Annotated in this window: 22 protein-coding genes and 1 tRNA gene; 13 read left to right on the top strand and 10 right to left on the bottom strand. The window is 56.4% G+C overall.

Annotation, left to right across the window (positions count from 1 at the left end):
• Window positions 1–17 precede the first annotated feature (17 nt).
• Window positions 18–551, bottom strand: a complete 534-nt coding sequence (locus NQT62_RS07775; RefSeq protein ID WP_256764100.1) for an outer membrane protein assembly factor BamE — start codon at window positions 549–551, stop codon at window positions 18–20.
• A 134-nt stretch (window positions 552–685) separates the two neighbouring features.
• Between NQT62_RS07775 and fur the strand changes: the two genes are divergently transcribed.
• Window positions 686–1,117 carry a ferric iron uptake transcriptional regulator gene (fur, locus tag NQT62_RS07770; protein ID WP_256764099.1) on the top strand — a complete coding sequence of 144 codons (432 nt, stop codon included), beginning with the start codon at window positions 686–688 and terminating at the stop codon, window positions 1,115–1,117.
• 2 nt (window positions 1,118–1,119) lie between these two features.
• On the opposite strand, the gene recN is transcribed toward fur, so the two are convergent.
• On the bottom strand, window positions 1,120–2,778 hold the full coding sequence (gene recN, locus NQT62_RS07765) for a DNA repair protein RecN (RefSeq protein WP_256764098.1): 1,659 nt from the start codon (window positions 2,776–2,778) through the stop codon (window positions 1,120–1,122).
• A complete protein-coding gene (locus NQT62_RS07760; RefSeq protein WP_256764097.1) occupies window positions 2,768–3,715 on the bottom strand; it encodes an NAD(+)/NADH kinase in 948 nt (315 codons plus the stop codon). The genes recN and NQT62_RS07760 overlap by 11 nt, the downstream gene beginning before the upstream one ends.
• A gap of 79 nt (window positions 3,716–3,794) precedes the next feature.
• Here NQT62_RS07760 and hrcA point away from each other — a divergent pair, with 79 nt between their 5' ends.
• The 5 genes from hrcA to dnaJ all read left to right on the top strand — a co-directional run bounded on the left by hrcA (window position 3,795) and on the right by dnaJ (window position 10,100).
• On the top strand, window positions 3,795–4,811 hold the full coding sequence (gene hrcA / locus NQT62_RS07755; RefSeq protein ID WP_256764433.1) for a heat-inducible transcriptional repressor HrcA: 1,017 nt from the start codon (window positions 3,795–3,797) through the stop codon (window positions 4,809–4,811).
• Window positions 4,812–4,954: 143 nt separating this feature from the next.
• Window positions 4,955–6,076, top strand: coding sequence for a ferrochelatase (gene hemH / locus NQT62_RS07750; RefSeq protein WP_256764096.1), 1,122 nt, complete (start codon window positions 4,955–4,957; stop codon window positions 6,074–6,076).
• A gap of 120 nt (window positions 6,077–6,196) precedes the next feature.
• Window positions 6,197–6,790, top strand: a complete 594-nt coding sequence (gene grpE / locus NQT62_RS07745; RefSeq protein WP_256764095.1) for a nucleotide exchange factor GrpE — start codon at window positions 6,197–6,199, stop codon at window positions 6,788–6,790.
• 112 nt (window positions 6,791–6,902) lie between these two features.
• Window positions 6,903–8,852: a molecular chaperone DnaK gene (dnaK, locus tag NQT62_RS07740; protein ID WP_256764094.1), complete on the top strand. Its 1,950-nt coding sequence runs from the start codon at window positions 6,903–6,905 to the stop codon at window positions 8,850–8,852.
• Window positions 8,853–8,975: 123 nt separating this feature from the next.
• Window positions 8,976–10,100 (top strand): molecular chaperone DnaJ, encoded by a 1,125-nt coding sequence (gene dnaJ / locus NQT62_RS07735; protein ID WP_256764432.1) that lies wholly within the window; start codon window positions 8,976–8,978, stop codon window positions 10,098–10,100.
• Between the two features lie 453 nt (window positions 10,101–10,553).
• Here the strand turns inward: dnaJ and NQT62_RS07730 are convergent, their stop codons facing one another.
• Window positions 10,554–11,045, bottom strand: coding sequence for a low molecular weight protein-tyrosine-phosphatase (locus NQT62_RS07730; protein ID WP_256764093.1), 492 nt, complete (start codon window positions 11,043–11,045; stop codon window positions 10,554–10,556).
• Window positions 11,046–11,125: 80 nt separating this feature from the next.
• Window positions 11,126–13,186, bottom strand: a complete 2,061-nt coding sequence (gene uvrB / locus NQT62_RS07725; protein ID WP_256764092.1) for an excinuclease ABC subunit UvrB — start codon at window positions 13,184–13,186, stop codon at window positions 11,126–11,128.
• Window positions 13,187–13,462: 276 nt separating this feature from the next.
• On the opposite strand from uvrB, the gene NQT62_RS07720 reads away from it, so the two are divergent.
• Entirely contained in the window at window positions 13,463–14,650 is a 1,188-nt protein-coding gene (locus tag NQT62_RS07720) for a pyridoxal phosphate-dependent aminotransferase (RefSeq protein ID WP_306173583.1), read from the top strand.
• A gap of 120 nt (window positions 14,651–14,770) precedes the next feature.
• Window positions 14,771–14,846: transfer RNA gene (locus tag NQT62_RS07715), tRNA-Asn, on the top strand.
• A gap of 87 nt (window positions 14,847–14,933) precedes the next feature.
• Here the strand turns inward: NQT62_RS07715 and NQT62_RS07710 are convergent.
• A complete protein-coding gene (locus NQT62_RS07710; RefSeq protein WP_256764091.1) occupies window positions 14,934–16,226 on the bottom strand; it encodes a GDSL-type esterase/lipase family protein in 1,293 nt (430 codons plus the stop codon).
• A gap of 170 nt (window positions 16,227–16,396) precedes the next feature.
• On the opposite strand from NQT62_RS07710, the gene NQT62_RS07705 reads away from it, so the two are divergent.
• The 5 genes from NQT62_RS07705 to NQT62_RS07685 all read left to right on the top strand — a co-directional run bounded on the left by NQT62_RS07705 (window position 16,397) and on the right by NQT62_RS07685 (window position 22,094).
• On the top strand, window positions 16,397–16,813 hold the full coding sequence (locus NQT62_RS07705) for a hypothetical protein (RefSeq protein ID WP_256764090.1): 417 nt from the start codon (window positions 16,397–16,399) through the stop codon (window positions 16,811–16,813).
• 465 nt (window positions 16,814–17,278) lie between these two features.
• A complete protein-coding gene (locus NQT62_RS07700) occupies window positions 17,279–19,324 on the top strand; it encodes an ATP-binding protein (protein ID WP_256764089.1) in 2,046 nt (681 codons plus the stop codon).
• Between the two features lie 78 nt (window positions 19,325–19,402).
• Complete coding sequence (locus NQT62_RS07695; RefSeq protein WP_256764088.1) at window positions 19,403–20,194, top strand: DUF1295 domain-containing protein; 792 nt, start codon at window positions 19,403–19,405, stop codon at window positions 20,192–20,194.
• 20 nt (window positions 20,195–20,214) lie between these two features.
• Window positions 20,215–21,342 carry an SAM-dependent methyltransferase gene (locus NQT62_RS07690; protein WP_256764087.1) on the top strand — a complete coding sequence of 376 codons (1,128 nt, stop codon included), beginning with the start codon at window positions 20,215–20,217 and terminating at the stop codon, window positions 21,340–21,342.
• Window positions 21,343–21,356: 14 nt separating this feature from the next.
• A complete protein-coding gene (locus NQT62_RS07685) occupies window positions 21,357–22,094 on the top strand; it encodes a hypothetical protein (protein ID WP_256764086.1) in 738 nt (245 codons plus the stop codon).
• On the opposite strand, the gene NQT62_RS07680 is transcribed toward NQT62_RS07685, so the two are convergent.
• Genes NQT62_RS07680 through NQT62_RS07665 form a run of 4 tightly spaced genes read right to left on the bottom strand, consistent with a single transcriptional unit; the run spans window position 22,088 to window position 26,372 of the window.
• Entirely contained in the window at window positions 22,088–22,678 is a 591-nt protein-coding gene (locus NQT62_RS07680; RefSeq protein ID WP_256764085.1) for a nucleotidyltransferase family protein, read from the bottom strand. The genes NQT62_RS07685 and NQT62_RS07680 overlap by 7 nt on opposite strands.
• Window positions 22,675–23,676: an XdhC family protein gene (locus tag NQT62_RS07675; protein WP_256764084.1), complete on the bottom strand. Its 1,002-nt coding sequence runs from the start codon at window positions 23,674–23,676 to the stop codon at window positions 22,675–22,677. The genes NQT62_RS07680 and NQT62_RS07675 overlap by 4 nt, the downstream gene beginning before the upstream one ends.
• 8 nt (window positions 23,677–23,684) lie before the next feature.
• Complete coding sequence (locus NQT62_RS07670; RefSeq protein WP_256764083.1) at window positions 23,685–25,898, bottom strand: xanthine dehydrogenase family protein molybdopterin-binding subunit; 2,214 nt, start codon at window positions 25,896–25,898, stop codon at window positions 23,685–23,687.
• A 15-nt stretch (window positions 25,899–25,913) separates the two neighbouring features.
• Complete coding sequence (locus NQT62_RS07665) at window positions 25,914–26,372, bottom strand: (2Fe-2S)-binding protein (RefSeq protein WP_256764082.1); 459 nt, start codon at window positions 26,370–26,372, stop codon at window positions 25,914–25,916.
• Between the last annotated feature and the right edge of the window lie 75 nt (window positions 26,373–26,447).

The following is a 26,447-nucleotide window of genomic DNA, read 5'->3' as shown; positions in this document are numbered from 1 at the left end:
GGTCGATCTTTGTTAAGTCAGTTGAGTACTGGGGCTTTGTCCGTGCCGGAAAGGCCATCGCCACTGGGGGTGGCAGGCGATTCTTGATTTTGCGGACCACCCGTGTTGGGTTTTGATTCAGGTTTTGCCGCCGGGCTAATTGGAGCGATTGGGCGCTTGATGCCACTGGATGGGCCTGTCAGGAATTCAGCCTGATCGGTTGGCAGGTTTTCCCCGCCATGCCGGGCGAGTTTGTCATTTTCAAAAATGCAGGTGTAGCGAAACTGTGCGAACGATCCATCGGCACGGTTGAGCCGGTAGACATAGTCCCAGCGGTCGGCGTGAAACGGGCTGTTCAAGAGCGGCGTTCCCATGATGAACCTGACTTGGTCTTTGGTCATGCCGATTTGAAGCCGTTGCGTTTCCTGTTCGGTTACGAAGTTGCCCTGCTGGATATCGACCTTGTACGGTTTGATGAACTGCGGCACATAGCTGGTGTTAAGGTAAGAACAGGCAGAGGCCGACAGACACAGCGCAATACCGGCGAGCCGATTCAGACGTAGAATACCCATGGTGGTCAAATCATCATAGTGAGGATGTCGGTGGGCTTGGATGCCAAGGAGCCACTAAGCCCACTCGACCCGCCCGCCAAAGACGTTATCATAAGCTACTTGCACGCAACAAAAGACGAGACGGACCCAAACTCATGACAACAGCCACCGACCTCAAAAGCATGGGCCTGAAGGCAACACTGCCCCGAATGAAAATTCTGGAGCTGTTTCAGAGTGGACAACATCGCCACCTCAGTGCAGAGGATGTGTACAAGCTATTGCTTCAGGAAGATCTCGACATTGGTCTTGCCACTGTTTATCGGGTGTTGACCCAATTTGAACAGGCTGGCTTGCTGGCGCGTCAACACTTTGAGACGGGCAAGTCGGTGTTCGAGTTAAATGAAGGCGAACATCATGACCACCTGGTGTGCGTGCAATGCGGCAAAGTGGTGGAGTTTTTTGATGCTGAAATTGAAAAGCGTCAGAAAACGATCGCGAAAGAGCGCGGTTTCGACCTGCACGACCATGCACTGGCGCTGTATGGTTCTTGCACCAAAAAGGACTGCGAAAACCGCCGCAAGCCCTGAGCCTACACAGGGCCGGCTGCCTCAATCATTTCCGAAGCCGCCGTTCGCGTTGCGTCTGAAATATTGACGCCGCCCAACATGCGGGCCACCTCATGAACCCGCTCGGTTTTGTCCATGCGGCGAATTTGTGACCGGGTGGTGCCCGATGCAATGTCTTTGGACACCTTGAAGTGGTGATGCCCTTGAGCGGCCACCTGGGGCAGGTGAGTGACACACAAGACTTGTTTGTTACCAGCCAGTTGGCGCAGGTATCGGCCAACGGTCTCGGCCACTGCGCCCCCGATGCCACTGTCCACCTCGTCAAAAATCAAGGTGGGTACTGGTGTGCTGGTGACTGTATTGACCGTTATGGCCAGACTGATTCGGGCGAGCTCACCGCCAGAGGCCACTTTCTGGATGGGCTGTGGCGTGACCCCTGGATGGCCTGCCACGCGAAATTCAATGAGATCGTTGCCTGTGGCCGATGCAGGGCCAGGCTGAACCTCCACCACAAACTGTCCGCCTTGCATGTTCAGCGATTGCATCGACTCGGTCACGGCTGCCGATAGGGCTTTGGCGGCGGCCTGCCGTGCTGTGGTCAATGCGTGGGCGGCTGCGGTGTAGGCACCCTGGGCTTTTTGCAGTTCCAGTTGCAGATGTTCTACATCAAAACCTTCTTCAAGACCTTGTATTTCTGCACGAACCAAGGCCAGTTCTTCGTGCATCAGTTCGGGTGGAAGACGCAGTTTACGTGCCGTGTCGTGCCACAGGGCCATGCGGCTTTCCACGGCGGTCAACGTGTCCGGGTCAAGGTCTGTGTGCTTGATGTAATGAGCCAATTCATAACTGGCTTCGCGCAACAGGATTTCGCCCTCACTCAGGTTTTTAACCACCGATTCGAGCTGTAAATCCCGACTGGCCAGCGAACCCAATTGCTGAATCAGATGGGCCAGTTGGTCCAGCACAGCCCCTTCATTGTCAGCCAAAGCGGCGTTGGCGGCCTGTGTGCCTTCAATCAATTCCGCCCCATGGCTTAAGCGGTCAAAATCAGCACTGAGCGTCTCCCATTCGCCCGCCTTGGGCGCCACTTTTTCCAACAGATCCAATTTCCAGTGCAGGCTTTCCAGGCGTGCTGCCCTTTCGTTTTGGCTGCTTTGGGCTTGTTGCAGGTGTTTTTCAGCCTGTCGAAGTGTTTTGTAGCTGAGCGAAACAGGCTCAAGCAGTGAGCCCAACTGACCGAAATCATCCAGTAAGCGCAATTGCTCGCCCGGTTTAGCCAGTGTCTGAAAGGCATGTTGACCGTGAATGTCAATCAGCGTTTCGGACAGTTGCTTGAGCAAGGACGCTGGCACTGGAGTACCGTTGACATAGGCCTTGGAGCGGCCTGCGCTGTCGATGGCTCGGCGAAGGTGCAACTCGCCTTCGCTGCAGTCGATGCTTTGTTCGTCCAAAATGGCTTTTGCGGCTGGATTCAGCTCGAACACTGCGGTGATGTTGGCCCGTTCGCTGCCCTCGCGCACTTGCGATGCATCGGCTCGGGCCCCCAAGCACAAGGACAGGGCATCAATCAAAATCGATTTCCCTGCGCCAGTTTCGCCAGACAGCACCGACATCCCGGCCTCAAAGTGCAGGTCAAGTTTGTCAACAATGACAAAATCCTGAATGGTTAAACTACTTAGCATGTCCGCTGTCTCGAAGTCCTCGTGTGCGATGGCCCACTTCCGTGGGGGTGGCGCTCCAGTGCAATTTCTGGCGCAGCATCGCGAAATAATCATAACGGCCTGGGTGGAGCAAGTGGATTGGCTTTTGCGACACTTCAATCCGAACCTGGTCGCCCACCTTGGCACGCTCGTTGGTGTGCATGTCGAAGTGCACGCCGGTTTGTTTGCCGCCGGTCACCGTAATCGTAATGCTGCAATGTTGTGGCAGGGCAATCGGACGGTTCGTGAGTGCATGCGGCGCAACCGGCACAATGACAATGCCAGCCAGGCTGGGGTGAAGAATTGGACCGTCGGCCGACAAGGCATAAGCCGTTGAGCCAGTGGGTGTCGACACAATCAAACCATCGGCCCGCAAGTCATACATAAAGTGACCATCCACTTCCACCCGCAGTTCCACCATGCCGCCCACGATGCCGCGACTGATCACGACATCATTCAGGGCGATGTGGTCGGCAATCACCTTGCCATTCCTCAACAATTGCCCGGTCAGGTAATGCCGGCTCTCAGAAATGGAGTCGCCATTGAGGGTTTCGATCAGGGTTGGGTCAATGTCATCGGACCGGATGTCGGTTAAAAACCCCAAACGCCCCTGGTTGATCCCGAGCAATGGGATGTGGGTGTCGGCCAGTTTCCGGGCATTGCCCAAAAAAGTGCCATCGCCACCCATGATCACGGCGTAATCGGCTTTTTTACGGATCTCCTCAATGCTGGCAAATTTAAAGCCCACAGCGGCCTTTTCCGCGGCTGCAGCATTGCGTGCATTGAGCATGCTGTCACTGACCAGCACCTTGAACTGGTTCTTGAGCAGCAACTCCACGACAGTGCGCCAGCTGTCCTGACGATGAGAGGCCCCATGTTTGGCAAACACTGCAATGCACTTGCCCGGTGTTTTTGGCATTCTGAAGGTCCCGAATTTGTCGTAAAGTGTGGAAATAGGCTTAATCGTATCGCAACGTGCATTTGAAGTGACACCCATGATTGACGAACGGGGACGTTCCCTCCTGAAAACCCTGGTTGAACGCTACATTGCTGAAGGCAGTCCGGTGGGTTCGCGGGCGCTGTCCAAGTATTCAACGCTGGATTTAAGCCCAGCCACCATCCGCAATGTGATGGCCGACCTGGAGGAACTCCGCCTGGTGGCCTCGCCCCACACCTCTGCAGGCCGCATTCCCACGCCCCAGGGCTATCGCATGTTTGTGGATTCCCTGTTGACGGTGAAGCCCTTGGAACGGGATGTCAAACAGATGCTGTCCGGGGGCATTCAACGCGATGACCCCAACCGGGTGTTGAGCAAAGCGGTCAACCTGTTGTCGAGCTTGTCTTCATTTGCCGGTGTTATTACTTCGCCCAAACGCTCAGCCCTTTTCCGCCAGGTGGAGTTTTTGGGTTTGTCCGATCGCAAGGTGCTGCTGATCATCGTGACACCGGACGGCGATGTGCAAAACCGCATTTTGATTGTCGACAAACCGTACACCCAGTCGGAACTGACCCAGGCCGCCAATTTTTTCAACCAACATTTTTCTGGTTTGAGCTTTGCGCAGGCACGCGAGCGGTTGAGCGAGGAGCTGCATCAAATCAGCCAGGACATCAGTGCGCTGATGCAAGCCGCAGTCAATGCGGGCACTGAAGCCGAGGAGAGCCAGCAGGAGCATGTGTTGGTGTCGGGTGAGCACCGATTGCTGGATGTGCAGGATTTGTCCACGGACATGGATCGTTTGCGCAAATTGTTTGGTGTGTTCGAACAGCGCACCGCATTGATGCGTTTGCTCGACAGTTCCAACCGGGCACAGGGCGTGCAAATTTTTATTGGGGGTGATTCCAGCCTTGTCCCAATGGAGGAGATGAGCGTGATTTCCTCACCCTATTCCATCAATGGGGAAGTGGTGGGCACCCTGGGGGTGATTGGGCCCACGCGCATGGCCTATGAAAAGCTGATCCCGATTGTGGACATCACGGCCAAACTGGTGTCGTCGGCCTTGTCGGACCCCAACTGAGCGGACCCCAACTGAGCGGACCCCAACTGAGGCCAGGTCAACGGTCTGTCCCGGAGACCTTGAAAGTTGACGGGCTCACCTGCTGCGCTTTTTGCGTATACTCGGTGGCTTGTTGTCATCCTGTTTTTAGCAGCAAACTCCCCATGCGCACCGAAGCTCCTTTCCGTCACGGAACCCCCCAGAAAACCGCCGTTTTGCTGGTCAATCTCGGCACACCCGATGCCCCGGACACACCGTCCCTGCGTCGGTATTTGCGTGAATTTCTGTCCGACCCACGCGTCGTGGAAATTCCCCGGCTGGTGTGGTGGATGATTTTGAATCTGTTCATCTTGCCGTTCCGGCCCAAAAAGTCGGCAGCCAAGTACGCCACGGTGTGGACCGAAGCGGGTTCACCCTTGTTGGCGATTGGTCACCAACAAGTGGCGCGGGTTTGCGAGGGGTTTAAAGACCGGCGCTGGGAGGTGAAGGTGGAATTGGCCATGCGCTATGGCAATCCGTCCGTGGCCAGCAAAATGGATGAATTGCGGGCGGCTGGTTATGACCGTGTTCTGGTGTTTCCGTTGTACCCCCAATATGCGGCGGCCACCACAGCATCGGTCATGGACGCGGTGTTTCAATGGGCAGCACCCGTTCGCAATTTGCCCGAGCTTCGCTTTGTCAAGCACTACCATGACCATCCTGCCTATATCCATGCATTGGCAGACAGCGTGTTGACCCATTGGCGTGCCAAGGGTCGCCCCAATTTCGATGGCGGTGATGTGTTGCTGATGAGTTTCCACGGGGTGCCCGAGTTTGCCTTGCTCAAAGGCGACCCCTACCATTGCGAATGCCACAAAACCGGCCGTTTGCTCGCTGAGGCACTGGGCTTGGAAAAGTCCAATTACCGGGTAACCTTTCAAAGCCGGTTTGGCAAAGCCAAGTGGTTGGAGCCCTACACCGATGCCACGTTGAAAGCGCTTGGGCAGGCCGGTACCAAACGGATCGATGTGATTTGTCCAGGCTTTTTGGCCGATTGCCTGGAGACGCTGGAAGAAATCAACCAGGAAGGTCGTGAAGATTTCCTTCATGCCGGGGGCGGTGAGTTTCATTACATTGCTTGCCTGAATGACAGCGATGGCGCGGCAGCCATGCTGACGGAAATTGTGGCCCAGCATTTGCAGGGTTGGCCTGTGGACATGGGCTACGAAGACGCCATGGCTGCGGAATTGGCTGCCAGCCGTCGACTGGCCTTGGCCATGGGTGCCCGGGACGGTCAAAGCACCTGAGGCTGCTCTTCTCGCCTAAAAAATTCAATCAAAGACCCTTGAAATAACAGGGTCTATCCCCAACTCCGGACAATGTTGGGCGGACCCTCGCCCCAAGTTATTGATTCGGAGGATAAAAAGATGTCAGAGCCGACTGGAAAGCCGACTCCCGAAGAACACGCTGGGCAAGAAGAAGCCGCGTCGCAGGCTCAACCATCCCCGCAAGCCGATGTGGGTGAACCAGCAGCATCGACTGCACCATCCGAGATGGATCATCTTCGGGGCCAGTTGGCTGCCGCCCAGGATGAGGCCGCCAAGGCCAAAGAGGTGTACCTCCGCCTGGCTGCTGACATGGAAAACCTGCGCCGGCGCACCCAAGAGGATGTGGCCAAGGCCCACAAATTCGCCATCGAAGGCTTTGCCGAAAGCCTGTTGCCCGTGCGTGACACACTGGAAATGGCCCTGGCCGTTGAAAACCAGACCTTTGAAGCCCTGAAAGAGGGCGTGTCAGCAACCTTGCGCCAGCTCGAGTCCGCATTTGAGCGCAACAAGGTGAAATTGCTGAACCCGGTGGGCGAGAAGTTTGATCCCAATCAACACCAGGCTGTGGCGATGGTGCCCGGTAACTCGGTTGAGCCCCCGGTGGCCGCCAACCACGTGGTGGCGGTGCTGCAGAAGGGTTATTTGTTGAACGAACGCGTGCTGCGCCCGGCATTGGTGTCGGTTGCGCAATAACCGGCTGAACAATCATCAGTTTTTGAATGGATATGGGCTTGAATTGGCAGGGTAAAACCCCACATCAGGCCTAAGCAGACAATCAGCAGACATTTAGGAATACGGAGAAATCATGGGAAAAATCATCGGGATTGACTTGGGAACCACCAACTCTTGCGTGGCAGTGTTTGAAGCCGGCGGCTACAAGGTGATTGAAAACTCGGAAGGTGCGCGTACCACACCGTCCATCATTGCCTACATGGAAGACGGTGAAATCACCGTGGGCGCACCGGCCAAGCGCCAGGCTGTGACCAACCCCAAGAACACCCTGTATGCCGTAAAGCGCCTGATTGGTCGCAAGTTTGGTGATGCAGAAGTGCAAAAAGACATCGGTCTCATGCCTTACAGCATTATCAAGGCCGACAACGGCGACGCCTGGGTTCAAGTGCGTGACCAGAAATTGGCGCCACCCCAAGTGTCTGCTGAAGTGCTGCGCAAAATGAAGAAGACTGCTGAGGACTACCTGGGCGAAGAAGTGACCGAGGCCGTCATCACCGTGCCTGCTTACTTCAACGACAGCCAGCGCCAAGCGACCAAAGACGCCGGCCGCATTGCTGGTCTGGATGTGAAACGCATCATCAACGAACCCACGGCTGCGGCCTTGGCGTTCGGCATGGACAAGAGCGAAAAGGGCGACCGCAAGATTGCCGTGTACGACTTGGGCGGCGGTACTTTCGACGTGTCCATCATTGAAATTGCCGACATCGACGGCGAGAAGCAATTTGAAGTGCTGTCCACCAACGGTGACACCTTCCTGGGCGGTGAAGACTTCGACCAGCGCATCATTGACCACATCATCGACGAGTTCAAGAAGAACAACGGCGTTGATTTGTCCAAAGACCCGATCGCCCTGCAGCGGATCAAGGCCGCTGCCGAGCGCGCAAAAATCGAACTGTCCTCCTCACAGCAGACCGAAATCAACGAGCCCTACATTGCGATGGCCAACGGCGCACCTGTGCACCTCACCACCAAGCTGACCCGTGCCAAGCTGGAGTCCTTGGTTGAAGACCTGATTGTGCGCACCATTGAGCCTTGCAAGATTGCGCTGAAAGACGCGGGCGTGTCGGCCGCTGACATCGACGACATTATTTTGGTGGGTGGTCAAAGCCGCATGCCCAAGGTTCAGGAGGCCGTGAAGAACTTCTTCGGCAAGGAACCCCGCAAAGACGTGAACCCCGACGAAGCGGTGGCCGCCGGTGCTGCCATTCAGGGTTCGGTCTTGAGTGGTGACCGCAAAGACGTGCTGCTGCTGGACGTAACGCCGCTGTCTCTTGGTATTGAAACCATGGGCGGTGTGATGACCACCATGATTTCCAAAAACACCACCATCCCGACCAAGTTCAGCCAGGTGTTTTCCACGGCCGATGACAATCAGCCGGCAGTCACCATCAAGGTGTACCAGGGCGAACGCAAAATGGCTGGCGACAACAAGAGCCTGGGCGAATTCAATCTGGAAGGCATTCCACCCGCACCACGGGGCGTGCCACAAATTGAAGTGACCTTCGACATTGACGCCAACGGCATTTTGCATGTGTCCGCCAAAGACAAAGGCACTGGCAAGGAAAACAAGATCACCATCAAGGCCAACTCTGGCTTGTCGGAAGACGAGATCCAGAAAATGGTGAAAGACGCCGAAGCCAATGCTGCGGACGACGCCAAGCGCCGTGAACTGGCCGAAGCCAAAAACCAGGCCGATGCGCTGGTGCACAGCACCCGCAAGAGCTTGGGTGAGTATGGCGACAAGCTGGAAGCCGGTGAGAAGGAAAAAATTGAAGCCGCTTGCAAGGCGCTGGAAGAAGCCGCCAAGGGTGATGACAAAGACACCATTGATGCCAAAACCAAGGAATTGGCTGAAGCCGCCCAAAAGCTCGGTGAGAAGATGTACGCCGACATGCAGGCTGAGCAAGCTGCAGCAGGCGCGGCTGCGGGTGCTGCAGGTGGTGCCAGCGGTGCCGAGTCTTCCAGCAAGCCAGACGCCGATGATGTGGTCGATGCCGACTTCAAGGAAGTGAAAGACAAGTAATGCAGCACTGCGGGTTTTCTTCGGAAAGCCCGCCTTGTTCAAAGGGCGACCACCGTTTTCGGTTCCGCCCTTTTTGTGTAATTGGAGGCTCATGGTGTGAGCCTTCCACCCAACGAGACAGACATGGCAAAACGGGATTTTTACGACATTCTGGGTGTTCAGAAAAACGCCACTGACGATGAGCTGAAAAAGGCTTATCGAAAAATGGCCATGAAGTACCACCCGGACCGCAACCCAGGCAATGCCGACGCAGAAGCCAAGTTCAAAGAGGCCAAAGAAGCCTACGAGATGCTGACAGATCCGCAGAAGCGCGCAGCCTATGACCGTTACGGACATGCTGGTGTTGACCCGAACATGGGCGCAGCCGGTGGCGGTGGTGCTGGATTCTCGGACTTCTCGGAAGCCTTTGGCGATATTTTTGGCGATATTTTTGGTGGCGGTGGACGCAGTCGCCAGTCCAATGTGTACCGGGGTTCTGACCTGAAGTACAACATGGAAATTACCCTGGAGCAGGCCGCCAAAGGGTTTGACACTCAGATCCGCGTGCCCACCTGGGACAATTGCGGTACATGCCATGGCTCGGGCGCCAAACCGGGCACCAAGCCTGAAACCTGCTCCACCTGTGGTGGAGCCGGTGCTGTGCGCATGACCCAAGGCTTTTTCAGTGTGCAGCAAACCTGTCCGAAGTGTCACGGAACCGGAAAAGTGATTCCTTCTCCCTGCCCAGACTGCGACGGTGTTGGCCGCAAAAAAACCACCAAAACCTTGGAAGTCAAAATCCCTGCCGGTATTGATGACGGCATGCGCGTACGCTTGAGCGGCAAAGGTGAACCGGGTGTCAATGGTGGCCCACCGGGCGACTTGTATGTCGAAGTGCACTTGAAGGAGCATGCAGTCTTCCAGCGGGATGGCGATGACCTGCATTGTGAAATGCCTGTGTCGTTTGCAGCCGCTGCCTTGGGCGGAACCATTGAAGTACCCACGCTGGGTGGCAAGGCCTCTTTTGACATTCCAGAGGGTACTCAAACCGGCAAGACATTCCGCCTGCGCGGCAAGGGCATCAAGGGCGTTCGGTCGTCCATTCAGGGTGACCTGTTCTGCCACATTGTGGTGGAAACGCCGGTGCGATTGTCGGACCGACAGAAGGAACTGTTGCGCGAGTTCGAGAAAAGCTGTGAGGCCGATGGTGACAAGCACTCACCCCGTGCCAAGAGCTGGATGGACAAGGTCAAAGACTTTTTTGGTTGAGCGATGGCGCTGCATACCCATGTGGCGCTTACCAGCGCTTGGTGAGCCGCCCGCGCATTCACACCCCTTTGCGACGGCCAATCTGTTGTTCAAAAACTGAGCCTCGCGATTGCTGAGGTCGACCCTCCAAAAAAGACGGTCGGGAACCGCGCAGGCCGCGCGCCCAGCAATGCCGGTATGCCCGGCGCCGAACAGTCAGCCCCCGGATCGGCTTGACCCGCACAGCATTCGAACACACGGACCGAGATGTTTGAGCCACGCAGTGGCGAGTTATCGGTCCGGTTTGAAGGCGCGGGGCAACCTTTACATTCGGGGGGCGTTCGGACCGGGCTACCGGCGTTGCCGGGGGCTAAAAAAGCACGGGCTACCGTTTTGCGCGGGGCAATAAAAAACCGCCAGCCTTTCAGCCAGCGGTCTCTAAAAACCCACTTGTTCAGTGCGTTAACTGCCGATTTAAGCAGCAGCGAACTGAAACACGCGCTTGCGCAACACCTCCAACAGCCCTGTGCAGCTGTCTTCGATGTAGTTCAGCACCGTGTCAAAGCCGTCAGGGCCGCCGTAATAGGGGTCGGGCACGGTTGCTTCGTCGTGCTCTGTGGCGTAACGCATCATCAGTTGAATTTTGTGTGCGTACTGGCGTGGGCACTGCTGTTGCAGCAGGCTCATGTTGTCCCAGTCCATGGCCAGAATGACATCGCTGTCGCGGAAGTCTTCGGCGGTGACCTGGCGTGAGACCAGCCCGGAAATGTCGTAGCCACGCTTGGCTGCTGCGGCCACTGCACGGGGGTCGGGTGTATTGCCCAGGTGGTAGGCATGGGTACCGGCTGAATCCACGCTGATCTCATGGTCCAGTTTGGCTTCTGTCACCATGTGCCTGAAAACGCCTTCCGCTGTGGGGGAGCGGCAAATGTTTCCCATGCACACAAACAAGACTTTGCTTTTCATCGTTGGTTTCCTATCGCTGAAGCCATCAAACATAAATTGGGCCGCGCACCATTATTTCAAGATTTTTCAATGAAATAAAGCTATGCACGTTTTGCATCAAGGGAGGTGATGTTGCTTTCACCCTTGCTGCCAAATACTTGCTCTTTCAATACACCCAACTGATCTCTCACCTGGGCTGCCTTTTCAAACTCAAGGTTTTTGGCATGTTCAAGCATCAGCTTCTCCAAGCGCTTGATTTCCTTCGCCAATTGCTTCTCACCCAATGGCGCGGATTCCAGCGCTTTCTCGGCTTTTTTCGCCTTGGAAGCGTTTGGATCAAACACGCCGTCGATAAGTTCCTTGATCTCTTTGCTAACGCCCCTGGGCACAATCCCGTTGGCCGTATTGAACTCAATTTGCTTTTCGCGCCTGCGCGCAGTCTCTGACATGGCCAGTGCCATGGAGTCGGTGATGCGGTCGGCATACAGAATGGCTTTGCCGTTCAAGTTGCGGGCGGCCCGGCCAATGGTCTGGATCAAACTGCGTTCACTGCGCAAAAACCCTTCTTTGTCGGCATCCAGAATAGCCACCAGCGACACCTCGGGGATGTCCAGTCCTTCCCGAAGCAGGTTGATGCCCACCAGCACGTCAAATTCACCCAGACGCAGGTCACGAATGATTTCCACCCGTTCCACTGTGTCGATGTCGGAATGCAAATAGCGCACTTTGACACCGTTGTCGCTGAGGTAGTCTGTGAGGTCTTCGGCCATGCGCTTGGTCAGCGTGGTTACCAATACTCGATCGCCGGCTCGGGTCCGTTCGTGGATCTCGCTGAGCAGGTCATCGACCTGGGTGGTGGCTGGGCGCACTTCAATCACCGGGTCGATCAACCCGGTGGGGCGCACCAATTGTTCAACCACCTGGCCAGAATGCTCTTTCTCGTATTTCGAGGGCGTGGCTGAAACGAACACAGTTTGGCGCATTTTGGACTCGAATTCCTCGAAACGCAAGGGGCGATTATCCAGGGCAGATGGCAGACGAAAGCCGAAGTTGACCAGTGTTTCCTTGCGGGACCGGTCGCCACGGTACATGCCGCCCAATTGGCCAATGGTGACGTGGCTTTCGTCAATGATCAACAATGCGTCTTTCGGCAGGTAATCAATCAAGGTGGGGGGCGGTTCGCCAGGCGCTGCACCGCTTAAGTGGCGGCTGTAATTCTCAATGCCTTTGCAAAAACCCAATTCCTGCAACATTTCCAGGTCGAACCGGGTGCGCTGTTCAAGCCGCTGGGCTTCCACCAGCTTGGAATCCTTCACAAAAAAGTCCAATTGCTGGCGCAACTCTTCCTTGATGGTTTCAATGGCCCTCAACACCGTGGCCCGAGGCGTTACATAGTGGCTGCTCGGGTAAATGGTGAAGCGCGGAATTTTTTGGCGAATCTTGCCCGTTAACGGGTCGAACAGTTGGATGCCGTCGATTTCATCGTCAAACAGGTCAATGCGCACCGCCAGTTCGGAATGTTCGGCTGGGTATACGTCAATGGTGTCGCCGCGCACACGGAAGGTACCCCGGGAAAAATCCAGGTCGTTGCGCTTGTATTGCATGGCAATGAGGCGCTTCAAGATGTCCCGCTGACTGAATTTGTCGCCATGGCGCAACTGCAGAATCATGGCGTGGTAGTCAGAGGGATCGCCGATACCGTAGATGCAGCTCACCGTGGCCACAATGATGGTGTCGCGCCGTTCCAGCAGGCTTTTGGTGGCGGACAGGCGCATCTGCTCAATGTGTTCGTTGATGGAACTGTCTTTTTCAATGAACAGGTCCCGGCTGGGTACGTAGGCCTCGGGTTGGTAGTAGTCGTAATAGCTGACGAAGTACTCCACCGCGTTTTTGGGGAAGAATTCCCGCATTTCGGCGTACAACTGCGCAGCCAGTGTTTTGTTGGGTGCCAGCACCAGGGCAGGGCGGCCGGTTTGGGCAATCACGTTGGCCATGGTGTAGGTTTTGCCCGAGCCCGTCACACCCAGCAAGGTTTGAAAAAACTCGCCGTCGTTGACGCCTTCCACCAGCTTGCCGATGGCGGTCGGCTGGTCGCCGGCCGGTGGGTAAGGCTGGTACAGCTGGAATGGGCTGTCTGGAAAAGAGACGAAACCTTGGGTCATGTTAAAATCGTGATGCCGGGCTACCACAGTTGATTGGGCTTTTTATTGTGCTGCAACAAAGGTGTTTCAAGGCGGTGTTCTTTCCCGTAGAATCATGGGTTTGCAAGGTTTGGAACACGTTGCCGCTGAGCTTCACACGGAGTTGAACACCACATTGAATGCGACTCTGCACTTCAACAGCGCCATTTGTGATGTGCCAATCGAGCATTATCGTCTGAAATAGAAATTATTTCCAGACTTGACTTTTCCAATTTTCACGAGCCACAGACCGAAATCATGCTTTCAAAACGCGCACTTACGATCAAACCCTCTCCAACACTGGCTGTCACAGCCAAGGCCGCCCAACTGAAGGCCGAGGGCAAGGACATCATCGGCCTGGGTGCTGGTGAGCCTGACTTTGATACGCCTGATCACATTAAGGAAGCGGCGAAGAAAGCCATTGATGCCGGTTTCACCAAATACACCAACGTGGGCGGTACCCCCGGCCTGAAAAACGCCGTGATCGCCAAGCTGAAGCGCGACAACAACCTGGAGTACAAAGCCAATGAAGTGGTGGTTGGCGTGGGTGGCAAGCAGTGTATTTTCAACATGGTGCTGGCCACCATCGATGATGGTGATGAGGTGGTGATTCCCGCCCCGTACTGGGTGAGCTATGCCGACATGGTTGAAATTGCCGGTGGCGTGCCCAAGCTGGTGTTTGCCGGCATTGAGCAGGGCTTCAAGATTACGCCTGCACAACTGGAAGCGGCCATTACCCCCAAAACCAAAATGTTCATGATCAACAGCCCCAGCAACCCCACGGGCGCTGTGTACACCAAGGAAGAGCTGGCTGCGCTGGGCGAAGTGCTGTTGAAGCACCCCGACATTATTGTGGCGACGGACGACATGTACGAGCACATCAACCTGACCGGTGAGCCCTTCGTGAACATCGTGAACGCCTGCCCCGGCCTGAAAGACCGTGCCGTGGTGTTGAATGGTGTGTCCAAGGCCTACAGCATGACTGGCTGGCGGATTGGTTATGCCGCTGGCCCGGCCAAGTTGATCGACGTGATGACCAACCTGCAAAGCCAGTCTACCTCCAACCCCACATCGATTTCCCAGGTGGCTGCCGAGGCTGCGCTAAATGGTGACCAGGGTTGCCTGGTGCCCATGGTGAAAGCTTTCCGTGAGCGCAATGAATTTGTGACCGCCGCACTGAACGCCTGCCCCAACATCAGCACGCTGAAGGCCAAAGGTGCGTTTTATGCATTTGTGGATGCCCGCAAGGCCATCACCAAGCTGGCTGCAGAAGGAAAGATCAAGGCTGCCAACGACCTGGAACTGACCGCCTACCTGCTGGAAGCGGGTGTGGCTGTGGTGCCGGGTTCCGCGTTTGGTGCCGAGGGTTACTTCCGCATTTCATTTGCAACGTCCATGGACAACCTGAAAAAGGCCTGCGACCGCATTACCACAGCCCTGGCCTAAAGGCTTCGGTGAAGGGTTTTCGAGGTTTGCGACAGTTTTTTGAAAAAAGTCGCGCAAATTGGTGAATCGCACCGATTCGCGCTTGCACAAAAAATTTTCGCTGCTATAATCTCGGCTCTTTCCCCGATAGCTCAGTCGGTAGAGCGACGGACTGTTAATCCGCAGGTCCCTGGTTCGAGTCCAGGTCGGGGAGCCAAATACAAAAAAGCCCACAGTGATGTGGGCTTTTTTTTCGCCTGTCAGTACGTGTTGGGTTCAAAAAGAGGCCGACCTTCCGCATCGATTAACGACTTTTCTCCACCCAGGTTTTCAACGGGGTGACTTGCGCCCACAAGGCATGGCCTGCATCGTTGGAATGGATGAAGTCGCCACTGTTGTACTGGGGCAGGTAGGTCAGCCCGCCGGGGGCCTCCACCGTTTTGTTGTAGTCGGCGGTGCCATCGCATTCGCCGCTGTTCAAAATCCAGTCATTGAGTTTTTTCCGCTCACCATTGAGGTTGGCCTGCATGGACTGCGCGCCCGGTAACCAGGTTGGACAAAACACCCGGATATTCTTGCTGTGCGCTTTGGCGATCACCGATCGATAATTGTCGATGATTTCATCGGCTGTGCGGTCAGCCAGGTCGTTGGTGACCCACACCACCACGGCGCGCACGCCCACAGTGTCAAACACATCCCGCTCCAGTCGCGTTGCACTGGCATTTTCCAGTGTGTCACCACCAATGCCCCGGTTGACTATAGTCATTCGCTGCCCGGTGCCCAGTTCGCTCAACATCTTGACCGATAGCAGGTCGCTGATGCGTTTGTATCCGTTTTGCGTGGTGTTGTAGCCGTGAAAGCTGGAGCTGCCCAAAAACACCATGGCCCCTTGGGCATCACTGCTTAGCACTTCAACATCGCGAATGGCGTACACCAGGCAGCCGTTGCAGGTCAGTGGAGTGCCCGGCACGGATGAAAATCGGCTGTCATCAATCAGGCCGTATCCCGCGCCAGAGTTGCTTCGGGTTTGATCACCAGAGCCATTCGGCAATTTGTAAGATTCAGTCCAGGTGGCGCCAAACTCTCCCGGGTTGGCGGTGCCTTTGACATACAGGCTGATGGCCAGGTCGTCCTGATTGTTGACCGGAAATGCAATGGCATCGCTGTAAAACGACGGTGTGTTGGGTGGAATGGTGACGCCCGGCTGGCCACAATTGAAGCTGAGCACTCGATTGGAGTTCGGTTTGATATTGGCGCCGACAGCACCATCCCGCAGGCCCACCGTTGCGGCTCCGATTTCAATCGGCTGGTCGCTTAAATTGATGAAGCGGATGCGAATGTGATTGCCTTGTGTGGTTACCCGGGCAATGTTGCGAACGGTGGTGTCTGTGGGTGCGGTGCCTGTGGACCGCGTGACGCCCCATGCCGACACCCAGCGGGCATCGGCCTGGCCCTCGGCATTACTGCACGCCGATTGATTGACCTGCGTGCTGTTGATGCGACCAGTGGTTGGACCGGATTCGCCGCTGCCCATGCAGGCCGACAGGAGTAGGGTTAGGCCGATCGGCATTGCAACAAATCTTCGGATGGTCAGCATGGCACAGTCCCTGGTATTTGCTGTTGATACTCGGCTGGAGTCGTTATGGATGTTCGGCGCCTGACCCAGCAAGGATCTTGTCCCGGTCTGTATAACCTGAAGACGCCGATTGCGTTATGTTGGGTGAATAAGGCACGCACAAGGCGCAGCCTTTCAGCAGGAGTCGTCCAATGAAGGCAGTCAAATTGTTTGCCACAGTGCTGGCAGCATCCACCCTGTTGGTGTCCACCCCCAGCCATGCAGACCGGGCCGGTGCGGCCATGGGTGGCCTGGTGCTCGGCGGTTTGCTGGGTGCGGCCATCGCCAGCTCACCGGGCCCCAGTGTGCCGCCCCCGGCGCCGGTTGTCGTGCAACCTGCACCGGCCGTGGTTCAGGCACAGCCCGTACCCGTTCCCCAGTGTGTATACCCCGGCGGTGCAGTGGGCGCATGCCCGGGTTATGTGGTTCAGCAAGCACCCGTGGTGGTGTACAGCCCGGCACCGGTGTACTACAGCCCGCCACCCGTGTACTACCGGGCTCCCCCGGTGGTGTCATTCGGCTTTTATGGCGGCGGCGGTTACCACCATCACCACCGCTATCCGTATTGACCCCATGCTTGCTTGATTTATGATGCCTTCACACGCAGTTTGTTGTGAAGGCAGTACCCATGGCGAAACGCAATTCATTGAAAGATGTCGAGAAGCAATTTCTCAGCAACGCCGTGAACGGTGGCCTGGCTGCTTACCATTCAGATTGAGTGCAATAAGCTTTTATTGTGCATCGATTCATGCGGTTAAAGGTATGTTGGGCTTTCTACCATTCAAAGGAGCACGGGGTACATCGTTGTACGTGATTGGTCCAGATCTGAAGCATTCTTTGCCCTCTCTTAACCTTGCCGGTTAAATCTGCATTTCACCTCAATTGCTTGATATATGCCATTGCTGGGGTCTATTTTGTCAAATTGGTTTGCGTATAGCCTGTCACAATCATTGTATGTCCGGAAATGGGTAGGTGCTGGACGTGTTCCTTAATCCTCCCGCTTGATGTCAACAACGGGCGATCCGGGGTCAACCATGCAATTGAACGAATATTTACCGCACGGGTTCTGCATCAACTGGAACCCGTTTTTGCTCGGCCTTCATGTGGGTTCAGACCTGCTGATCGCGCTCGCGTATTTTTCCATTCCGGTGAGTTTGCTGTGGATCAGCAAACGCCAGAACCTGGGCTCGTTGCAAACGGTGTATTACCTGTTCGCCCTGTTTATTTTGGCGTGTGGGGTCACCCATGTCATGGGCATTGCGACTTTGTGGGTGCCCCTGTACTTGTTTGAAGGTTACGCGAAGGCGTTCACGGCTTTGGTGTCGGTGGCCACTGCACTGTATTTGATTCCCAAGTTGAAGTTGATCCTCTCATTGCCGAATTTGCAGGAGTTGATCGACCTGAATGATCGGTTAAAACGTGAGGTGACAGAGCGTCAAGTCGTTCAGCAGCATTTGGAAAAGTCGATGCATGAGGCCATTGAGGCCAAGCACACCCAGTCGAAATTCCTGGCCAACATGAGCCATGAAATCCGCACACCGATGAACGGTGTGGTGGGTGCTTCCGAGCTGTTGTTGCACACGGCACTGGATGCCACTCAGAAGGATTTGATTAAAACCATTCGCGCCAGTGGCAAGACATTGCTCAATTTGCTGAACGATATTCTTGACCTGTCGCGCGTTGAAAGTGGTCGATTTGTCATTCGAAAGGGCCCTGTCAAGCTGGAACAGTTGTTTGATGAGGTGGCCGAGAGTTTTGTTCTGGAGGCAGAGCAGAAAAACATCGAACTGATTTGTCCCTTCAATCCCAGCTTCAGCACATTGATTGAAGCGGATGGAACACGCCTGCGCCAAATTTTGTTCAATCTCGTGGGCAACGCGGTGAAATTCACCGATGCTGGCCATGTTCAGGTGACTTGGTCCATCCGAGAGGCCAGCCATGCTGCCGATGGGCATGTGCTGTTCGTGGAGGTTGGCGATACCGGCATCGGTATTGCGCCACAAGACTGTCAGCGCGTGTTTCAGCGTTTTAAACAGGCCAGCCAGGACCCCACAGGGCAACACCGGGGCGGAACAGGCCTGGGCTTGACCATTGTGCATGAGTTGTTGGAATGGATGGGCGGGCATATTGCGTTGGACAGTGTGTTGGGCCAAGGCACACGGGTGGAGTTCAGTTTGCCCATCCGGTTGATTGAGCAATCTGACCCAGCGACGGTATTGCCGGCCTCCTGCCGGCCCCGTGGCCAGTTGGGGGTCTGGATGAGTACCGATATACTTCAGCGGTATGTGGAGTCGCAATTGCATCACCTGGGTTTGGAAACCTGTGATGGACAATCCATGCTGGAGCGTTTGGGCTCAAGCACTGAGCCCGCGCAGAGCAACACGACAGACCTGCTGTTCGTGAGCCGCAAATGTTTGCTGAACCAACCCAAGGTCCGCGAGCGCTTGCAGCAACTGAAAAGCCAAGGCCATTTGAAAGTGATCCTGATTGATCAATTGTCGCTGAAGGTGGCCGGTGAGCCCAATGCTTACGCCTGGGTGGATGCCTCTGTGCTAAAGCCACTCAGCTTTGTGAAGTTGGCCGAAGCCTTGAAGCAGGTGATGGGCGATGGGGCTGCGGGGTCGATGGTGAACCCAGAGCGTCAGTCTGTCGAGCCAGCACTGCATCAATTTGAAGGCCGAGTGGTGTTGGCCGAAGACTCGCCCATCAATCAAAAAATCATTCTGGGCATTTTAAAGCGCTACGGTGTTCAGGCTGCATCGGTGGCCAATGGTCAGCAATTGATTGACCACCTGAAGGCGCATGAGGTGGATCTGGTGATTGTCGATGGGCAAATGCCGGTTCTGGATGGCTATGAGGCCACCCGGATGATTCGCCGTGGGGATTGTGGTGTCTACAATGCACATGTCCCGATTGTGGCCCTGACAGCACACGCCATGGCCGGTGAGCGGCAACGGTGCCTGGAACTGGGGATGGATGAGTTTTTGGTCAAGCCCCTGGATGTGGATGAATTCATTGCGTGTTTGAAGCGATTTTTGAAAACAGTGCCCGGCGATGCAACACTGCCGTCGGCGGTGTGAGGAGAACTATTCCTGCCGGGGTGCATCTATTCAAGACCCTGTAACGTATACTGGGTAGGGCCATTGGGTGGCCTTTGAATGGATGTGAACAAGATGAATGCGTGGACCGTATTTGGACTGGGTTGGCTCGGCCTGGTCGTCATTTTCACTGCAGTGTGGGCGGTACAGCTCAAAACCCGCAACGCCGGTATTGTGGATGCCGTGTGGGCATGGACATTGGGCGCGCTGGGCCCCTGGTTTGCGCTCAATTCAACAGCCCCGATCGAGGTGCGTTGGCTGATTGGCATCATGCCGCTGGTGTGGGGCCTGCGCCTGGGCACTTACCTCTGGTTTCGCAACCATGGGCATGCCGAAGATGGCCGTTATGCCCAATTGCGCAAGGAGTGGGGTGAATCCCAAAACCTGCGCATGTGGACTTTCTTCCAGGTGCAGGTGGTGTTTTCGATGTTGATTGCCCTGGGCTTGGCTGTGGCTGCGCAACGCAGCGACGCACCTGCACCCCTGTGGCTTTGGCTGAGTGTGGTGCTGTGGGTGGTGTCGATTGCTGGTGAGGCCTTGGCAGACCGTCAATTGGCAGCCTTCAAGGCCAACCCGGCCAACAAAGGGCGGGTTTGCAAACAAGGCCTGTGGAAGTATTCCCGCCACCCCAACTATTTTTTCGAATGTGTGCATTGGGTGGCCTATGTGCCATTGGCCTTGGGCGCCCCCTGGGGCTTTTTGTCCCTCATTCCGCCGGCAGTGATGGCATTCCTGCTGCTGAAAATGTCCGGTATTCCAGCCACCGAAGCCCAGGCTGCACGAACTCGGCCAGAGTATGCCGAGTACATTCGCACCACTTCCGCCTTTATTCCCTGGTTTCCAAAATCCTGATTGTGTAGGTTTGTTGATTCATGCGTAGCCCAACTTCCAGCGCACCCGCGGCCAGTCCACGGGTGAGCCAATTGAAATTGTCTGTTTTGAACCTGGCCACCAATGCGGCCATTGAGGCCTGCGAGCGGGGCTGGGTGCCCGATGCAGCGGTGCGAGCCGCCATGCGCGGCTTGATCCAGCAGCGTCTGGACGATGAGTATGCCGACCAGCCAGAAGTGGCCCGTGCCCGCCTGAGCGCGCTGGTGGAAGAGCTGCGGGCCAGCCCGATTGCGGTCGACACCGATGCGGCCAATGAGCAGCACTACGAAGTGCCTGCCGAGTTTTTTCACCTGCACCTGGGCCCCCGCAAGAAGTACTCTTGCGCCTGGTATGAAACCGGTGGCGAAACCCTGGCCGATGCTGAAATTGCCATGTTTGAGCAATACGCTGCACGGGCTGGCCTGGCCGATGGTCAGCGCATTCTCGAGTTGGGTTGCGGTTGGGGTTCCATGAGTTTGTGGATGGCCCAGCGTTACCCGCAAGCCCAAGTGGTGGGTGTGTCCAACTCACACGGTCAACGCGCGTACATCGAGCAACGGGCTCGTGAGTTGAGCCTGACGAACCTGAAAATCATCACCGCCAATATTGTGGATTTTGATTTTCCCTGCGAAGGGGTTGAGGCGGGTTTTGACCGGGTGATCTCGATCGAAATGTTTGAGCACATGAAGAATTACCAAGGCTTGTTCCGCAAGATTTCAAGCTGGATGAATGCCGGGGCCCGCATGTTTGTGCACGTGTTTGCCCACAAGGAGCTGGCCTACCATTTTGTGGTCAAGGACAAGACCGATTGGATGAGTCAGTACTTTTTCACCGGTGGCATCATGCCCAGTGCGGACCTCTTCCTCCATTACCAGGACGACCTGAAAGTGGTGCAGCGTTGGTGGATCAATGGGCAGCACTATGAAAAAACAGCCAACCACTGGCTGGCCAACATGGATGCGGCCAAGAAAGACATCATGCCCGTGTTTGAAAAAGCTTATGGCGCTGCACAGGCCAAAATCTGGTTCCAGCGCTGGCGCATGTTTTACATGGCGGTGGCGGAGCTGTTTGGCTACAACCTGGGTCGTGAATGGGGCGTGGGGCATTATCTGTTTGAAAAGCGCAGCTGAGCGAGGAGAGCAACATGAACCGACGCGAATGGATGGCCGGTACTGCAGGTGTGTTGGCGGGTGTGGGCCTGATGGGCCCCACGGTGGTGTGGGCCGATGAGGGCAGCAAAACCCAGCAATTTATTGGCAAAGCCTACGACAAGGATTCCGGCCAGTGGATTTACACCGAGCAGCACAACCAGACGTTCCGGAACGGAAAATGGGTGTCGGGTGTGATTCGTTATGTGTTGCCCACTGGTGAATTGATTGCTGAGAAGAAGCTGGATTTTTCGGCAGACCCCTTCATTCCGTTAACAGCCATGAGCATTCCCCGTTCGAAATATGCGGAGGCCATCACCGAGGTGAACAAAGACTTTGTGGTGATGCAAACCACGGAGAACGGCAAAACCGAGTCGGACAAGGTCAACCGGAAAAACCCGATGTGTGCCGACTCTGGTTTTCACGCTTTTATTCAGGCCAATTTGCCCGATTTGAATGCAGGCAAAAAAATAACCCTGGCTTTTGGTGTGGTGGGGCGGCGCAGTGAATACAGCTTCCGGATTTTGAAAACCGGCAGTTCCCAACTAGACGGTAAAACCCGCGTGGAGCTTCGGGCTGAGCCCGATTCGCTGTTGCGCTTTGTGGTGGACCCGTTAACCTTGGTTTACGAACTGGAAAGCCGTAATCTGCTGGAGTACAACGGGTTGTCCAACATTCCCGATGTCAAAACCGGCAAGCCGCCGATGGTGAAAATTGTGTATTCCGGTTACTGATTCGGCACTGAGGTAGGCCAGAGCAAATCGGCTGGCTGGTCGATGTCGTGGTGAATGCCCAGGTCTTGCACCTCCACCCAATGGATTTGCCCTGCATGGGTTTTGATTAGTCTGCGGGCCCCTTCATCGCCAGTTAATTGCATCAGCGACACCCGGTGTACAAATGAGAACCCCACCGGATTGCCGCGCCGCTGATTCATCACGGGCACTGCAATTGAATGGCCTTCTTTCAATGCGTCGGCCAATTGAACCGTGGTGGAACAATTCACGGCGGGCATGTCCGCCAGCCCGATGATCCAGCCAAGGCAGGGTGGGCTGTTGGCGATGCCATGGGCCAGGCTGTGGCCCATGCCCAAATGGGCATCGGGGGCCAATGTCCAGGCACAGCCATGCTGTTCAATCCAGGGGGTCAATTCGGCGTAATTCTGTGGGCCCACCACCACCAGCACTTGGTCGCAGGAAGCCTTGAGTGACAATAGGCTGTGAATCAACACAGGCTCACCCCGTGAGCCCCAAGGCTGAATCAACTTGTTGCTGCCAAAGCGACGGGCCTGTCCTGCGGCCAAGAGAATACCGACAATCAAACCGATACACCATCGGCAGGTGTGGTGCAGGCAGAGCGCACGGTGGGCTGTTGGTGCAACTGGTTTTTCACCTGCGTGAGTTCGGCCAATAGCGACACGGCGATTTCCGGTGGTGTGCGGCTGCCAATCGGCAACCCCACGGGGCCATGCAGGCGCTCCAACTCGTCGGCTTGCAACTCGAAGTGCTCCTTCAAACGGGCCTTTCGGCGGGCATTGTTGGCCTTCGAGCCCAAAGCCCCCACGTAAAATGCAGGGCTTCGCAAGGCCTCCATCAGGGCCAAGTCGTCCAGTTTTGGGTCGTGCGTGAGGGCCACAATGGCGGTGTGTACATCGGGTTGAATGCCCAGTACCACATCATCGGGCATGCCGGGCAGCCAACGGCTGTTGGGTACGTCCCAACTGGCGTAATACTCCTCACGCGGATCGCACACCAGCACCTCGTAGCCCAGCGCGTGGGCCATGGGGGCCACATATCGGGAAATTTGCGAGGCACCAATCAGCAGCAGCCGCAGGCGTGGTCCATGTACAGTGGTGAGCACTTGGCCAGTCCATTGCAGGGTGTCGGCTCGCTCACCGGGTTCAACCCGAGTGGTGCCGGCTGTCAGGTCCACAGTGCGACGTGCCAAGGCACCCGAGTGGGTCAAGCTGCGCAGCGTTTCAAGCGCGGTCAAATCGGTTGAAGGTTCCAGCACCAATTCCAGTGTGCCACCACAGGGCAGGTTGAAGCGGTTCGCTTCCTCGGTGGTAACCCCGTATTTCAACGCCAGTGGTGCAGTGCCATTGAATTCCCCGTGCGTGACGCGGTGAATGAGATCGTCTTCAATGCAGCCACCCGAGACTGAACCCACCACCTGGCCATCGTGGCGCACCACCATCCAGGCGCCCGGTGGCCTGGGGGCAGAGCCCCAGGTGCGCGCCACAGTCACGGTGGCAAAGCGGTGCCCTTGTGCTGCCCACTGAAGGGCAGCATTGAGGACCTGTGCGTCCATCGTGTCCATGGCAGTCCTCAGGCCTTCAGAAGAGCTGTGTCCACCGGCATGGCAGTCAGCCGTTTGCCGGTTGCGGCAGCCAGCGCATTGGCCACCGCCGGTGCCAGTGGTGGAACACCTGGTTCGCCAATGCCAGTGGGGGGTGCCGCCGAGGGCACAATGTGGGTTTCCACCTTGGGCATGTCAAAGATGCGCAGTTGTGGGTAGGTGTCGAAGTTGCCTTCCTGCACCTGGCCTTGCTTCAGGGTGATGGCACTGTTCATCATGGCCGACAGGGCAAAGCCCACCCCCCCTTCAATTTGTGCCGCAATCACGTCGGGGTTGATGGCCACACCGCAATCCACAGCGCACACCACGCGGTCTACCTTGTAACTGCCGTCCTTTTGAACAGTGACCTCAGCCACTTGGGCCACATAGCTGTTAAAGCTCTCGTGCACGGCCACACCGCGACCCCGGCGTTCTCCGGCTTTGCCGGCTTTCAGTGGCTTGTTCCAGCCCGCTTTCTCTGCCGCCAGTTTCAGCACGCCCAAGTGGCGTGGGTGGTTTTTCAGGAGGGCTGTGCGGAAGGCAACCGGGTCCTTGCCAGAAGCCTGCGCCACCTCATCGATGAATGTTTCGGTCGAGAAGGCTGTGTGGGACGAGCCCACCGAGCGCCACCACAACACCGGCACGGCAATGTTGTTGGGGGTGTGCAGGTCGCATTGGAAGTTGGGAATGGCGTAGGGCAGGTTGGCTGCACCTTCCACCGACAGGGCATCCACACCGTCCTTCACCATCATGCCTTCAAAGGCCGAACCGGCTGCAATCGACTGGCCCACCAAGCGGTGACGCCAACCCGTGACTTGACCATTGGCGTCCAGCGCGGCTTCCAGTGTGTGGTGGAACATGGGCCGATAATAGCCGGCGCGCATGTCGTCCTCGCGGGTCCACACCAACTTGACAGGGGCCTTGCCGCCATGGGCTTTGGCGATCATGGCCGCTTCAACCACGTAGTCGGAGTCCTTGTTGGCACGGCGGCCAAAACTACCGCCTGCGTACAGGGTGTTGATGCGGATTTTTTCCATGGGCAAGCCCAACACTTTGGACAGGGCAAAATGGTCGCCGGTGTGCAGTTGTTCGCCGTTCCACACTTCGCAATGGTCGCCTTGCAAGTGCACCAGGCAGTTCAACGGCTCCATGGGCGCATGGGCCAGGTACGGGAAATCGTAGCTTCGGGACATTACCTTGGCAGCACCTTTGAATGCGGTGTCAACGCTGCCAGTTTGTTTGGCCACAATCCCTGGCTTTTGCGCCATGGCTTTGTATTGGGCCATGATCTCGTCGCTGCCCATTTTGAAAGCTTTGCTGTCGTCCCACTGCACCTTCAGGGCATCGCGCCCTTTTTTGGCGGTCCAGGTGTCTTTGGCCAGCACGGCCACACCTTGGGGAATTTGCACCACGTCCACCACGCCAGCAATGGCTTTGGCGGCTGTGGCATCGAATGATTTAACCGTGGCGCCAAACTGGGGTGGGTGGGCCACCATGGCCACCAGCATGCCGGGCAATTTGAAGTCTTGCGTAAAGGTGGCCGTGCCATTGGTTTTTGCAAACGAGTCGCGCCGGGGTACCTTTTTGCCGATCAGCTTGAATTGCTCAGGCTTTTTCAGCACCACAGTTTCAGGGGCTTTCTCTTGGGCTGCGGCCTCGGCCAATTCGCCGAATGTGGCCTTCTTGCCGCTTTTGTGCAGCACCACGCCGTCGTTGACGGTGATTTCACTGGCAGGTACTTTCCACTGTTTGGCTGCCGCCGACACCAGCATGGCGCGCGCAGCCGCACCCGCTTTGCGCATTTGCTCAAAGCTGTTGGCCATGGCGGTGCTGCCACCGGTGCCTTGGGCTGGGCCCCACAGCAGGTTGTTGTAGCGGGTGGCGTCGGCAATGGCGCCTTCCACTTTCACGCTGCCCCAGGCGGCATCCAGTTCCTCAGCCACCAATGTGGCCAAGCCGGTGTAGGTGCCTTGGCCCATTTCCAGGTGTTTGGAAATAACCGTCACTGTGTTGTCGGTGCCAATTTTCAGGAACGCATTGGGCTCGAAGCCACCAGCGGCTGCGCTGCCCACGGTTTTACCCGGGCCTGACTCGGCAGCCGATACGGCGGCCTGCATGGCACCGGGAATCACAAAACCGAGGGTGAGGCCGGCCCCGGCTTGAACAAAGCGGCGGCGGCTGATGTTTTCAATGGTGTGTGTCATCGTACGGCTCCCGGTTTAGGCCAAAGCCTTGGCGGCTTCGTGAATGGCTGCACGAATGCGCTGGTAGGTGGCACAGCGGCACAGGTTGCCGCCCATGGCACCATCAATGTCGGCGTCGGTCGGTGTTTTGTTGGTTTTCAACAGGGCAACCGCGCTCATGATTTGGCCGCTTTGGCAGTAACCGCATTGCACCACATCGAGCTTTCGCCAGGCGGCCTGAACGGCTTTGCCCTCACGGCTTTGGTCCACGGTTTCGATGGTCGTGATTTTGCTCTTGGCCACATCACCCACCGCCACACTGCAGGAGCGGGTGGGGTTGCCGTCCACATGCACGGTGCAGGCGCCACACAGGGCCTGGCCACAGCCAAATTTCGTTCCAGTGAGGTTGAGTGCGTCGCGCAGCACCCACAAGAGGGGGGTGTCGGCGGGTACATCGGCCTTCACGGCCTGTCCGTTCACGTTGAGTTCAATCATTGGAGGGGCTCCCGAAGAGAATTGGCTGGTTGATGCTGCCAAATGGATAGTTTGCAATGTACAACATTCCATCCG

The organism is Limnobacter humi (assembly GCF_024518835.1).
Lineage (GTDB): Bacteria > Pseudomonadota > Gammaproteobacteria > Burkholderiales > Burkholderiaceae_B > Limnobacter > Limnobacter humi.
This window is presented reverse-complemented; position numbering and strand designations above follow the sequence as displayed.